Source organism: Streptomyces sp. NPDC052701 (genome assembly GCF_040678355.1).
In the GTDB taxonomy this organism is placed as follows: domain Bacteria; phylum Actinomycetota; class Actinomycetes; order Streptomycetales; family Streptomycetaceae; genus Streptomyces.
In genome coordinates, this window is sequence record NZ_JBFATO010000001.1 from 555,094 (window position 1) to 568,778 (window position 13,685).

General features: G+C 72.5%; 8 protein-coding genes. 3 read left to right on the forward strand and 5 right to left on the reverse strand.

Features of this window, described 5'->3' with window-relative positions; translation table 11 throughout:
• Positions 1-161: 161 nt before the first annotated feature.
• Positions 162-2,336: a discoidin domain-containing protein gene (locus AB0L29_RS02250; protein WP_365822393.1), complete on the reverse strand. Its 2,175-nt coding sequence runs from the start codon at positions 2,334-2,336 to the stop codon at positions 162-164.
• Between the two features lie 707 nt (positions 2,337-3,043).
• On the reverse strand, positions 3,044-3,970 hold the full coding sequence (locus AB0L29_RS02255) for a GNAT family N-acetyltransferase (RefSeq protein ID WP_365822395.1): 927 nt from the start codon (positions 3,968-3,970) through the stop codon (positions 3,044-3,046).
• 305 nt (positions 3,971-4,275) lie between these two features.
• Between AB0L29_RS02255 and AB0L29_RS02260 the strand changes: the two genes are divergently transcribed.
• Both AB0L29_RS02260 and AB0L29_RS02265 read left to right on the forward strand, forming a co-directional pair.
• Positions 4,276-4,590, forward strand: a complete 315-nt coding sequence (locus tag AB0L29_RS02260) for a hypothetical protein (RefSeq protein WP_365822397.1) — start codon at positions 4,276-4,278, stop codon at positions 4,588-4,590.
• A 198-nt stretch (positions 4,591-4,788) separates the two neighbouring features.
• Positions 4,789-5,010, forward strand: a complete 222-nt coding sequence (locus AB0L29_RS02265) for a hypothetical protein (protein ID WP_365822399.1) — start codon at positions 4,789-4,791, stop codon at positions 5,008-5,010.
• 72 nt (positions 5,011-5,082) lie between these two features.
• On the opposite strand, the gene AB0L29_RS02270 is transcribed toward AB0L29_RS02265, so the two are convergent.
• A complete protein-coding gene (locus AB0L29_RS02270; RefSeq protein ID WP_365822401.1) occupies positions 5,083-8,202 on the reverse strand; it encodes a family 78 glycoside hydrolase catalytic domain in 3,120 nt (1,039 codons plus the stop codon).
• A 988-nt stretch (positions 8,203-9,190) separates the two neighbouring features.
• On the opposite strand from AB0L29_RS02270, the gene AB0L29_RS02275 reads away from it, so the two are divergent.
• Entirely contained in the window at positions 9,191-9,535 is a 345-nt protein-coding gene (locus AB0L29_RS02275) for a MerR family transcriptional regulator (protein WP_365822403.1), read from the forward strand.
• A 282-nt stretch (positions 9,536-9,817) separates the two neighbouring features.
• On the opposite strand, the gene AB0L29_RS02280 is transcribed toward AB0L29_RS02275, so the two are convergent.
• Positions 9,818-12,217, reverse strand: coding sequence for a lectin (locus tag AB0L29_RS02280; protein ID WP_365822405.1), 2,400 nt, complete (start codon positions 12,215-12,217; stop codon positions 9,818-9,820).
• 400 nt (positions 12,218-12,617) lie between these two features.
• The gene (locus AB0L29_RS02285; RefSeq protein WP_365822407.1) at positions 12,618-13,643 is read right to left on the reverse strand and encodes a LacI family DNA-binding transcriptional regulator; all 1,026 of its coding nucleotides are present in this window, start codon (positions 13,641-13,643) and stop codon (positions 12,618-12,620) included.
• Positions 13,644-13,685 lie beyond the last annotated feature (42 nt).

Below are 13,685 nucleotides of genomic sequence, written 5' to 3' on the forward strand. Positions count from 1 at the left end.
CGGCCGGGCGCCGGGTGGCGCCCTGACACGCCGGTGGTGAACGCGCCGCACCCACGCCGCCGCACCCGTGCCGGCGGTGTGCGCACCGCGCGCACCGGGTCGCGGGGCCGCCCCGGGAGGCGGCTTCGCCCTTCGTCACGGATCGGTGCGGTGCGGCGCCGTCAGGCGTAGACCCCGAACTCGTACAGCGAGTAGCCCCAGCCCGTGCCGCGGGCCGTCAGGTGCAGCCGGACATGGCGCGCGGTCTGTCCCACGTCGACGGTGTCGACGTCACCGTTGCCGGTGGTGGTCGAGTAGACGGTGCGCCAGGTGCCGCCGTCGTCGGACAACTGCACCTCGTAGGCCTTCGCGTACGCCGGGTCCCACTGGAGCTGCAGTTGCCGGACGGCGGTGCGGGTGCCGAGGTCGACCTGGATCGACTGCGGGTCGCTCCAGTCGCTCGCCCAGCGGGTGTCGGCCCGGCCGTCGGTCGCCTTGGCCGGCACGCACGGGCAGTCGCCGTACTGCTGCTGGTGGGAGGAGGCGGTGGTCGGCTTGTTCAGCGCCGCATTGGTGCCGCTGACCGGCGGCGCGACCACCTTCACCGACTTCGTCTCGAAACCGGCGTTGCCGTGCCCGTCCTCGGCCCGGAGGTAGACCTTCCACACGCCCAGCCTCTCCGGCGCGGTGACGGCGAAGGTGCCGTTGCCCGTGGACCGCCACCTCGCCTCCACCAGGCCCTTGTCGCCGTTGGCGTAGTTGCCGCCGAGGAAGATCCGGTACGTGACCGGGTCGCCGTCCGGGTCACGCACGTCGGCGCGGACGGCGAACTCACCGCCGGCGGGGGCCGCCGACGCCGGCGAGACGGCCATGGCGTCGATCACGGGCGGCGTGTTGTCCCCGGCCGTCGAACCGGCGTACGCCTGCTTGACGGCGTAGTACGACAGCCGCTTGTGCCCGCCGGGCAGCAGGTTGAACCACACGCCGCCGAAGTCGTGCTCGGTGCCGTAGTGGAACAGCGTCCCGCCGAGCGCCACGCCCCGGTGTCCGGTGATGCAGTCCCACGCCTGGGTGTACCCCTGGGCCTTCTGCACGTCGGTGGGCTCCTGCGGGACCCCGTTGGCGTCGTCCGGGACCTCCCACTCACCGGCCGGCCCGGTCTCGGTGACGATGTACGGCTTGGTGTAGCCGCCCGCCTCCCAGTCCTCCCGCACGTCGCAGACGTGGCCGTAGGAGTTCACCGCGTACAGGTCGAGGTCGGGAGCGTTGCGCCGGTAGTACGGCCAGGCGCCCGTCCAGGCGTCGGTGGAGGTGACGGGGTGGTCCGGGTCGATGGAGTGGATTCTCCTGGCGACGTCGTTGACGAAGCCGGTGTACGCGTTGCGCTGCCGCTCCAACTCGTCGCCGCCGTAGCAGTTCTGCAGACCGAGGACCGACTCGTTGCCGACGTTCCACATCAACGTGGCGGGGTGGCTCTTGTACGCGTCGACCCACTTGGCGAACTCGGTGAGCGCGTTGTTCTTGTACGTCGTGTCCGTGACGTAGTCGACGCAGCCCCCGCTGCCGGGGCCGCCGCCGGGCTGCAGCCAGAAGCCGTTGACGACCCGGATGCCGTGGGCCGCCGCCGTGTCGAGCAGCGGCCTGGTCGACCCGTCGGTGCCCCAGGTGCGGATGGTGTTGGCTCCCGTGGACTTCACGTCGGGCATGTACTTCGGGGCGTCCGCGACGGACGGACCCCAGGTGAGGCCCTTGACCGTGTACGGCTGGCCGCCCACCTGGAGCTGCCAGTTCCCCGGGGAGCCGGTCACCTCGACCGCGCCCCCGGGGGCGGGCGGGGGAGTGCCGCCGGTATCGCCGTAGACCTGGAACTCCCACAGCGAGTAGCCGTATCCGCCGGAGCGCTGGGTGCCGAGCATCCGGACGTGGCGGCCGGAGCCCGAGACCGCGAGGTCGTCGGTGCCGCCGTCGCCCCGGGACACCGTCCTCAGGGTGCGCCAGTCGGTGCCGTCGTCGGACGCCTGGATCTCGTACGCCGTGCCGTGAGCGGCCTCCCAGGTGAGGACCACCCGGCTCAGGTTCGCCGTCCTGCCGAGGTCGACCTGGATCCACTGCGGGTCGCTCCACCGGCTCGCCCAGCGCGTGCCGGTCACATCCCCGTCGACGGCGGCGGACGCGGGATAGCCCGCCCCTTCCTGGGACGAAGCGACGGCGGTTCTGCCCTGGGACAGCAGGGTGTCGGCGGCTCTCGCGTCCGGAGCCGCCGTGAGGGTGAGGGACGACGCCAGTACGGCACCGAGGGCGGCGACCAGCGTTCCGGCCCGTAGCCGGTGGGGCAGGAGGGAGGGGGATCTGAACACGTGCGGCTCCTGGCGGAAGAAGGGGGAGGCACCGACTGCCCGAGCCGGGTCCGGAGAGCGCTCTCCCGAGCGTGTCGCTAGGGCGTGTCCCTGTCAATGCGTAAGGTCCGACTTCCGCGGCGGGCGGCTGCGCCGCCGTCGGCTCGCGCCTGCCCGGGGCGCCGCGGGCCGGCCCTCAGTCCGGAGGGGACGCGGGCGTTCGCGCGGTGGCGAGGGTGCCGACGACGCCGCTCACGGGCGGTTCTCCTTGCGTGACGGGTCGGGAGAGCGCTCTCCGAAGTCGCGGGCCGGCGCTCGTGCGCCTGAGGGGGCACGGGGCGCGCGTCCGTCCATGGCCGCGGAGCGCGTCGAGGTGCCCGGCCGGTGGGGGAGGCGGAACGGGAGACCGGTGCCTTGCGCACGGGCGCGCAGTCGCACGGTCCCCGGCGGATGAAGGGCGTACCGGGGGACGCCGATCCCGTTGCCCGTGCACCGGCGCGGGGACTCGGACGCCGAGCCGGCGGTCGGCATCACCGTGTCGCGGTGCCCGACGTCCGGCGCGGTGACGACGGCGACGCGTGACCACGCGCTGGTTTCCCCTGCCCGTCGTCGGCGCCGCCGGAGTGCGGCGCGGACCGTCGGCCGACGCCGACACCGGTCCGAAGACGTCCCGCCCCGCGATTGGCGGGGGCGATCGGCCTCCGACCGCGGCTGGACCGGCCGGCGGTTCAGCGCAGCACCGCCTCCCAGGTGTCGACGGCGTAGTGGACGGTCATCCCGTGGCGCGCGTACAGCTGAGGAGCCCCGGTGTCGTTGGAGGTGTCCACGCCCAGACCCACCATGCCGCGCCCCCGCGCGGCGAAGGCCGCGAAGGCGTGCCGCAGCAGGAGCCCGGCCAGACCGCGCCCCCTGGCCTCGCTCAGGACGCCGATGCTGCGGATCCACCCCATGGCCTCACGGTCGTTGCGGGCCAGCAGGAACCCGCTGTCCCCGAAATCGTCCGTGTCGACGATCCACACCAGCGACCAGTCGAGCCCCTCGGCGCCGATGTCGTGCAGCCACTGTGCGTAGCCGCGCGGCTGGAAGTCGAAGTGCCGGGCGAAGCTCGACTGGTGGAGCGCGTGGACGCGCACCCGGTCCTCCTCGGTGGTGCAGGGCCGCACCCGTACGCCCTCGGGCAGGGACGGCGCGAGGTCCGTCGTGGGGTCCAGGGGCCGGCGCAGCACGTGGTAGCGCCGTACGACGGCCCAGCCCCGCGTGCGGAGGAGGTCCGTGTCGAGGGTGGGCCGCACGTTCAGGTGCAGGTGCACCACGGCCCGCTCGGCGCCGTTCTCGCGGGCCTTGGCCAGTGCCCTGGTCTCCATCGCCTCCAGGACGAGAAGCCCGGCCTCCTGATGCTCGGGCAGGACGTAGTGGTCGACGTCGATCCGCTCGCCACCCGACTCGTCCCACAGCAGACCGTAGGCCACCAGCCGGTCCCCGTCGAAGGCCAGCCAGGAGTCCTGCGTCAGGTCGGTCTCCGGGTGCTTGAGGTCCGCCACGACGGTGTGCAGGTCCGTCTCGGGCCGGCCGATCTCCCTCAGGTCGATCGCGTTGAGCAGGTCGGTGACGGCGGGCGCGTCGGCGAGCGCGGCGGGACGCAGGTCGTAGGGCATGCCGTCAGGGTCCGGGCGAGGGAGGCCGGCCGCAACGGAATTTTCCCCGGCCGACACCACAGCGGACGGGAGCCGTGGGCGGCCGCGGTCGCCACGCGACGCGACGCGAGGAGCGCAAGGGGTCCCGCGGGCCCGCCGTGAGCTCTCCCGGTCCCGACGCCGCACCGCCCTCGACGCCGCACCGGCCCCGGCGGCGGTGCCGGAAGCGTCCCCCGGTCCCAGGCCGGCGACCGGGGAGCCGGCGCCTTCTCCTCCGCCCCGCTGAGGGCTTCCCGGGTGGGCATTCGGCCTGGCCGGTATGTGACGTGGTGGTCGCGCACCTCTCCTGCCGGCACGGCCTGTCCATCGCGCCGGGCCGGCAGGCCGGCGGCCACGCCACCCGGCATGCGGCCGGCCCGGCCCGCGCCGACTGCTCCCGCGGTACGCCGGTGGGGCCGCTGCCCACGGCCGACGGCGGGGAAGGGGACGGGGTGACGAGCCGGGTACCGGTCGGGGACCGGCACGCCGTCGGCGTCCCGAGCGCCTCCATCCCGGCCGGCGCATGCCTCGGCCGGGGCCTGAGGCGGACCTTCACCTGCCCCGCCGGTCCCGCCCACCCGCACCGACTGAACTTCCGGTAGCGTCGCCCGAGCCGTGATCGCCCCCTGACCTCGTCCGTCTCCGCCCGCCGCCCGCCGCCCGCCGCCCGCCGCCCGCCGCCCGCCGCCCGCCGACCCACCGGTCCGCGGCGGCCACGGACCGGGACGCGGCGAAGGCCACGCCCGCCCCGGCCCCACGAGGGCCGTCTCCGCATGTCCGCACCTGTGAGGAGGACCGCCGTGATCTGGTGTCCGCGCTGCGACCAGGGGTGGGTCGCCCGTGCCCGCGTCCCGGGGGAGCCCGGGACCTTCCTGCTGTGCCACGAGTGCGACACGGTGTGGGCGGACCGGGAACCGGACGCCGATCCGCCGTTCCTCATCCTCGAGCAGTACCTGGCCCGCTTCGGGCTGGACGGCCTGTGGTCGAACATCGAACTCCTGGAGAAGAAGCCGGGCGAGTAGAACCGGACCGCGGGACCGTGGACACGTGGGGCACCTGGGGGCCGGTCCGGAGGCGGCCGGACCGGCCCCGCGTCACAGCGTGGACGTGACCTCGTAGCGGCCGGACGGCAGCCGGTAGGAGGCGGTGCCGTCCGCGAAGCCCAGGTAGGTCACGCCCGCCGCCCGGGACAGGGGCGTGCGGCCCTCGCGCACGGTGCCGGGGTCGGCGGTGGGCAGGCGCAGGGTCGCCGTGCTGTTCGCGGGGACCACGGCCCGGTAGGCCAGCCTCCCGTCCCGCACCGACCAGGCGCTCTCGATCCGGCCGTAGGGCGACCGGTGGGAACCGCTCACCCGCGTGATCCTCCCGGTGGGGTCCGGGTGCGGCCGCAGGAGGAAGTGCCGGAAGCCCGGGTGTTCGGGATCCCTGGCGATACCGGCCACGCTCTCGTACATCCACTCCATGATCGCGCCGTAGGAGTAGTGGTTGAACGAGTTCATCTCCACCGGGCCGAACCCGTCCTCCTCGGAGTACGAGTTCCAGCGCTCCCAGATCGTGGTGGCGCCGTTCTCCACCGAGTACAGCCAGGACGGCATGGCGTTCTGGTGGAGGAGCCGGTAGGCGAGGTCGACGCGGCCCTCGTCGGTGAGGACGGGAGCCAGGACGTTCACGCCGAGGAAGCCCACGGAGAGGGTGTTCTCGGCGTACTGCACGCGCGTGCTGCCGGGGTGGGCGGCCTTGTAGGAGGCGTCGTTGCCGATGTTGTCCGCGAGCAGCGCGAGCAGGCGGCGGCGCTGGGCCTCGGTGTCGTACAGGCCGAGCCTGAGCACCCACAGCAGGGCGGTCTGGCTGTTGTCCTCGGGTGCCGCGCCGTTGATCGGCCTGCCGCCCAGGCTGGAGCGGACGGTGAGCTTCCCGTCCTCGGTGGCCAGGTACTTGGCGATGAAGGCGCGCTTGATGCGGGTGAAGAGGTCGTCGTAGGCGGCGGCCTCGGCGGTGCGTCCGGTGGCGCGTGCCATCTGGGCCATCAGGCGGGTGCTGTGGCCGTAGTAGACGTCGCTCATCAGCTGGGTGCCGGTGCTCTGCGGGGCCAGCCAGTCGGCGAACAGGGCGCCCTGGCCGGCGTACGTGTCGCCGGTCCTGCCGCGGATCCACTCCAGGTACCGGGTCATCGCCTCCCAGCTGCGCTCGATGACGGTGGTGTCCCCGCTCATCTGCCACACCGTCCACGGGACGACGACACCGCAGTCCGCCCAGCCGCTCACCGGGGCCTCGGCGTTGTACCGGTTGCCCGGTGCCACGGCGGTGAACTGGGCGCCGTCCAGGCCGTAGATCTGCTGCGATTCGATCAGGGTGTCCTGGAAGCGGGACAGGAAGGCGGTCGTGTCGGCGTTGTACAGGCCGGTGCCCGCGAAGACCTGGGTGTCGCCGGTCCAGCCCAGGCGTTCGTCGCGCTGCGGGCAGTCGGTGGGGATCCACAGGTAGTTGCCGCGCTGTCCCCAGCGCACATTGCCGATCAACTGGTTGACCTGGTCGTCGTCGGTGGTGACGGAGCCTGTGTCGCGCAGGGCGGAGGTGGCCACCCGGCCGGTCAGGCCGGTGACGGTGACCTCCCGGGTGGTGGTCACGGACACGTGGCGGAAGCCGTAGAAGGTCAGAGAGTCCTGGTGGGTCTCGCCGTGGGGACCGCCCTTGAGGAGGTATGTGCTGGTGGCCTCGGCCGTGCGCAGGTTGGCGCGGTAGACGGAGCCGGCGGGGCCGTCGGCCCCGGCTCCGTCGTCGTTCAGCATCTCGCCGAACCGGAAGGAGACTTGGGCGCCGGCAGGGCCTTCGAGGGTGTAGCGGGGGACGCCGACCATGTTCTGGCCGAGGTCGAAGACGGCGGTCTCGCCGGGACGCAGGGTGGTCGCGGCGGTGGCCGCCGCGGCCGGATCGGTGACCGTGCGGGCGGCGTCGACGACGATCCGGCCCTTGCCGTTGGGGCTGCCGGCTTCGCCGGTCACGCCGGTGTACACGGTGATCGACCGTGGGGCGCGGTCCCATTCGGGCACGATGCGGGCGGTCTCGCCCGGGTAGGCGACGAGCCGGGCGCCGGGGAAGCGCGTGGTGTGGTCGTGCTCCTCCACGCCGGCCCAGTCGGAGGCGTCGAAACCGTTCGCGGCCCAGCCCGGGATCTCCTTGCGGGCGTCGTAGGTCTGCCCGTCGTAGATGTCGTCGGCGCGGTAGGGGCCCGTGTCCGTCGCCCGCCAGCCCGCGCCGGGTGCGGTCACCAGGGTCTGCGTCGAACCGTCGGCGTAGCGGACCAGGAGTTTGGCCTTCAGAGCGAGCCGGTTGCCGCCCTGGGGCAGATAGGTGCTGCCCTCGGAGACGCGGCCGTTGTACCAGCCGTTGCCGAGCACGGCCGCCAGCGTCACCTGCCGCTCTCCCGCGACCAGACCGGTCACGTCGTAGGTCATGTAGTCGATGGTGCGGTCGTAGTTGGTCCAGCCCGGGGTGAGCAACTCGTGCGTGGTGCCGTCGCCGTGGGGCACGGTGACCCGGTGGCCGTTGACGTACGCCTCGAAGACGCCGAGGGCCGAGGCGTACAGGCGGGCGGCCGTGATCCGGCCGTGCTCGAGCGCCGTCTGTCCGCGCAGCAACGGGGCGCCGGGGCTGTTCGGTTCCTTGCCCGCCATGGTGATCCACCGGGCGCCGTCCCAGCCGGCCACACCGTCGGTGCCGAGCAGGCCGGTCTCGAAGGACGCGGCCGGGACCGTGGTGACGGGGCGGCCCCTCTCGTCCCACACGCGGACCGTCCAGTGATAGCGCGTCGAGGGGCGCAGCGGGTCGCCGTCGTGGCGCACCGCCACCGAGTCGGCGGACCGGACGCGGCCGCTGTCCCACACGTCGGCGCGGCCGCGGGCCAGCCGCTCGGCCGAGGAGGCCACCAGGATCCGGTACGCGCTCTGGCGCCGGCCGCGGACGGGGGACGCCATGCGCCAGCCGAACCGGGGGCGGGCGGCGTCCACGCCGAGTGGGCCGGTGCGGTGCTCCACGGTCAGGCCCGTCACGGACGTGCGCGCGGGGGCGGGTGCGGCGGCCGGGGGCGCGGCCGCCGCGGGTGCGGCGCCGCCGAGGCCGCCCGCCAGGGCGACCGGGACGGTTCCCAGCGCGGTCGTGAGGACGGTTCTGCGGCGCACGGGGCCGCTCTGCGGGCGGTCGATCTCGTCGTTCATGCCGTTGTCCCTCCGGCTGTCGCGAGATGTATCGATTCAACTGAGCTGGCGGATGAAGGTAGTGGCGGGCGCGGTGACTGTCCATGTTTTCAACAGGAAAAATCAGCCGTCACCCTTTTCGTGCTCAATTGCTTCAAGCTGAAGTTAAGGGTGAGAGTTGAAACCGTTCAATTCAGAGGGCCCGGTGCGGGAGCGAAGCGGGGCGGTGCCGGCCGGGAGATCCGGACGATGTCGGCGCGACGGCGGGGCGCGCGCGACGGGAATGCGTCACGGCGGCGCGCGGGCGGACACGCTCGTCCCCGGTATCGGCCTGCCCGGTCTCCGCTTCGACCGCCGCCGTCTGGCGCGGCGTGCCGGCCGGCCCGACGCCGATCCTGGCGGGGCGGCCTCCGCGGCACGTACGGCCTGCGTGCCGTTCATCCGCCGCCCCGCCCCGGATCGGCCGCCCCGCCCCGGATCGGCCGCGCCCCCAAGCTCGCGGTATGCCCCTCGGACTGGAATTCCGCCCCGTGGCACCACTCTTCCGGACGCAGCTCCATCAGAAGTACGGATGACTGAAGCGGAGAAAATCTGTCGTGGCGACAGTAGACATTGGTCTGTCGCGGGGTTACGGTTGTGCCGTACTCAGGAAGTCGAAGAGAGTGCGGCAGAGACGAACTGCCGCGCACGCACGTCGAGCAGGACGCAGCCCTACGGGGCTGCGAGCAGTACCCGCGGTATCCAGCAGTACAACCGAGTAACCGAAGGTAAGGAGCAGACGCCATCAGGATCGCCCGGGCGAGGAGAAGCCCGCCCGGGTACCGCAGGCCCCGGATTGGAAGGTGGTCCCCGGTCACGCATCCGCGATCCCCGCAGCCCCGCCCTCCCGGGTGGAGCCTGCGGACACAAGAGGCCGGCGCAGTCAGCCGGTAGATGGTGTTGAAAGCTCGGGGCCCGGGTGCCGACACGGCATCCGGGCCCCCGACGCGTCCCCTGGAAGAAGAGGTCTATGCCCCCTCGCAGTACCCGTTCCGTCGCCCCTCTCGACGACGACGACTACCCCGCCTACACCATGGGCCGGGCCGCCGAGATGCTCGGCACCACCCCCGCCTTCCTCCGCGCCCTCGGCGAACACCGCCTGATCACCCCCCTGCGCTCCGAAGGCGGTCACCGCCGCTACTCCCGCTACCAACTGCGCATCGCCGCCCGTGCCCGCGCACTCGTCGACCAGGGCACCCCCATCGAGGCCGCCTGCCGCATCGTCATCCTCGAGGACCAGCTCGAAGAAGCCCAGCGCATCAACGAGCAACTGCGCGCCCGGGGCAGCGAGTCACAGCCGAAGACCACGGCCTGACCGGAACACCGGGCGACAGGCGGACACCGGCCGCCGGCGAGCACGCCGACGCCGGTGACGGCGGCCGGAACGGGATCAGCGCGGTCCGCCGCGACGGGAGCGCCGGCCTCGCCCTGACCGGCGGCTGCCCTCGCGGATCGCGCGTACTCCTCCCGCGCGATCCGCGGCCTTCTTCGCCGGCCCGCTCCGCAGGAGCGGGCTCGGCCCTTCGGCCGGGTGAGGGCCGGGGAACGCCCCGGCCCTCACCGCTGTCCGCCGCGCCTCGAGCCGCGCGGACCGCTCTCAGGGAAGAACCCACTTCTGGTTGGGGCCGGTGTGGCAGGTCCACAGATGGACGGGGGTGCCGTCGTTCCACGTGCCTCCCGAGGCGTCGAGGCACTTGCCGGACTGCGGGTTGCGCACCGTGCCGTCGGCCTGGGGCTGCCAGCTCTGGGAGCCCGTGCCGTTGCAGGTCCACAGCTGGATCTTCGTGCCGTCCGCCGTACCGCCCCCGGAGACGTCCAGGCACTTGCCGAGGACCCTCATCGTCCCGTCGGCGGACACGGTCCACTTCTGCGCGTCCGTGCCGTTGCAGGTCCACAGCTGGATCTTCGTCCCGTCGGCGGTCTGGGAGTCGTCGACGTCCAGGCACTTGTCGTTGGCGCCCCTCACCTCGCCCGTTGCGGACGCTGCGCCGGGCAGCCGGTTGAGCGTGTACCAGGCCTCGGTGCTCCACAACGACTCGCCGCCGGCCGAACTGAAGGGGCGGGGTGAACGGACGTGGACGACGCGGTCGGTCTTGAGCCCCGGAATGGTGAGGGTGACCGTCCTGCGGTCGCCGGAGAGGGAGGCCGACTGGGCGGTGAGCGTCTCCTCGTCCACCTTCGGACCGCCGTAGTCCGCGGTCGGGACATAACGCCACTGCTTGATCCGGTACCGCTTGGCCAGATCGGTGGCCGTCTCCGCCGACAGCGGCTGGGTGTACTCCAGCGCGAAGCCACCCGGTACGGCGCGCATGGCGCGGATGTCGAAGGCGTTGCTTCCGTTGGGTGTCAGCTTCTGCAGGCCGTAGGTGAGCTTGCCCTCCTGGCCCCAGTTGCCGCCCGCGCCCAGCCCGCCGGCGTACAGCGCGCCGTCGGGGCCGACGCTGATGCGGGTGACGCCGGCCTCCAGCCCCTGGGTGAGCCGGAAGACCGCGCCTTGGTACTCGCCCCCCACCTTCTCCAGGAACCCGCGCTGGATGCCGCCGTAGGTCACGTCACCGAACAGCATCTGGCCGGCGAACGGGCCCTCCGTCAACTGGAGCGGAGTACTGGGGGAGTTGGCGATCTCGTTCTGCGGCAGCCACAGCACCGGCCTGGTCACCGGATGGGAGTCGAAGGGCCCGTCCGGGTTGGTGTGGTGGTTGAAGAACCGTCCCTGTTTGATGTGGACCAGTTTGGACGAGGGCAGCCAGCCGCCCTGGTTGTCGGTGACGAAGATGCCGCCCTCCGGACCCCATCCGATGCCGTTCGGGGTGCGGAGCCCGCCGGCGACGTACGAGACCTCTCCGGTCTGCTTGTTCACCTTGATGGTGGTCCCGCGGTTCTCCGCCGGCTGCGGATCCGTCGTCGCCCCGCCGTAGTTGATGGAGACCGACAGGTTCAGGTAGAAGAACCCGTCCTTGTGGAGCAGACCGAAGGCGAATTCGTGGAAGTTGCCGCCGAAGGGCCAGGTCGCCACTCTCCGGTACTGGTCGGTGACTTCGTCCCCGTTGGTGTCGTTGAGCTCGGTCAGCTCGTGTTTCTGCGAGACGTAGAGCTTGCCGTCGACGTACTTGATGCCCATGGGCTCCTTCAGGCCCGAGGCCACCTTCTTCACCGTCACCTTGCCCGGGCCGGTGCTCCCCGTGACGTTGCCCAACAGGTAGACCTCGCCCACCGTGTTGTTGCTGCCGCCCCAGGTCGCCACGGCCAGACGGCCGTCCGGCAACCAGTCCATCGCGGAGACCTGCGGCTCGAAGCCGTTCGGCCGTAGGTCGGTGAGGGTGTAGTTCGGATGCACACCGGTCAGCGGCAAGCCGTCCCCGGGTGAGTCCGCGCCGGTCTCGCACTCCTTGCGGCCCGGCGACGTCACGCGCACGACACCGGCGTCCGTGCTGAGAGCCGAGGTCGGCACGACACCGAAGCCGGAGGCACCGGGCGGCTTCCAGGCCAGTGTCAGCTGCTGACCGCCGTCGCGTTCGAAGTGCTCGACACGTAACGCGTGGTGGCCGGCCGTCAACTCGACCGTCCCGTCCTTGGGGTCCGGACCGTGCAGTCCGTCGTGGCTGACGACCACTTGGTCGTCGATCCAGAGGCGGGAGCCGTCGTCGCTGGTGAGACGGAAGGTGTAGCTGCCGGCCCGAGGGGCGTCGAGATTGCCGACGACATGGGTGACGAAGTTGCTCTCCAGGCCGAAGTCCCCGGCCGAGGACCAGTCGATCACCGGCATCAACTTGTCGATGTTGGGTGTCTGCCCCGCTTTCAGTGTGCAGATCCCGCTGAGCGGGACCTGCACGTCGAAGACGCGCAGGGTGACACCGGGTTCCTGCGGAGGGAGGTCCGCGGTGGCGGCATCGTCCGCGGGGGCCGGGGAGGCCGACAGACCGATGGTCACCAACGAGGCGAGAAGGGTTCCGGCCAGGCGTCTGCCCGGTCGGCGGGGGTACAGCCGTGGATACACGTGACCTCCTGACGGCCCCTCGGGGGTGAGGGGCTCGATCGGGTAAGCGGGAGATCCACCGCTGCCGGGACGCGCCGTCGCCCCGGATACGGAGGCGCGTGGGCGGGCCGCACGGGGCCCGCACCGTCGCCTCGGACACAGTAGGGACTTCTTCTTGCGCCGTCCATGCTTTGTCAACGGTGTGTGCAAAGTTCCGGCCGCCCGGTACGGATCCGCCGTTCCCGGTGTCGAACTCGCCGGTGCGGTCAAGGGGAAGAACCGGCCATGACCGTGGGCGACCCCGGTTCGGCCGTGGCACCCAGCCGGTTGCTCCCCGGTCCCTGACCGGCGCCGGCGCGGGGGCCGGGCCACGGATGCGGACCGCGCGCCGGCGCCCGGAGCGCGCGAGGTCCGTACGGGCTCAGCGCGCTTCGCCGCCCGGAGCGGTGCTCCCCCGTACGACCAGGCGGTGGGGGATCGTCAGGTCGGAGGCGGGCACCTCGTTGTCCGGGCTGTAGATGCGATCCGCCAGGCACTGCAGGGCGCGCTGGGCGATCTGGCGCTTGTCGGGGGAGACGGTGGTCAGCGTCGGGTGACTGAACCGTCCGTCCTCGATGTCGTCGAACCCGGCGATCGCCAGCTCCTCCGGTACGCGCACTCCTCGGGTGTGCGCCATGTACATGGCTCCCAGGGCCAGTTCGTCGGTGAAGGCGAACACCGCGTCCGGGGCGGCGTCCCCGTCGAGCAGCTCCGCCATGGCGCGGGCGCCTTCCTCACGGTGCAGGGAGCCGACCGCTCGCTCCCACTCCGGCCGGGGCGTGATGCCGGCGCGCCGCAGCGCCCGGCGGTAGCCCTCGGCGCGCTGCTCGGCCGTACCGTTGCGCAGGTGCGGTTGCAGCCCGATGGCCGCGATGCGGCGGCGCCCCCGGGCGAGCAGATGGGTGGCCGCCTCGTCGGCGGCGGCCACGTTGTCCACCGCCACGCGGTCCGCCAGACCCTGGGGGTCGCGCTCGCCGAGCAGCACGAGGGGCAGGGAGGGCGCGGTGGCCGCCAGCTCCTGTGCCTCCAGCGCCCACGGACTGATGATGAGCCCGTCCATCACCCGGCCCCCGCCGCCGGCCAGCAGCCGCCGCTCCGCCTCGGCGTCTCCCCGGGTCTGGTCGATGATCACCGTCCACGAGCGGCGCTGTGCCTCCTCCACCAGGAGTCCGGCGAGTTCGCCGAAGTAGGGGGAGTGCAGCTCCGGGATGGCGAGCCCGATGATCCCGGTGCGGCCGGCCCGCAGGCTGCGAGCCGCGAGGTTGGGCCGGTACCCCAGCTCGTCGATGGCCTCCTGGACGCGCTGCCGGGTCTGCGCCGAGACCCGGGCGGAACCGTTGACCACGTTCGACACGGTGCGCGCCGAGACCCCGGCGCGGGCGGCTACGTCTTTCAGGCTGCTGCTCACCCGCACATCGTGGCATGCCGCGCCCCGGACGGATCAGGATGT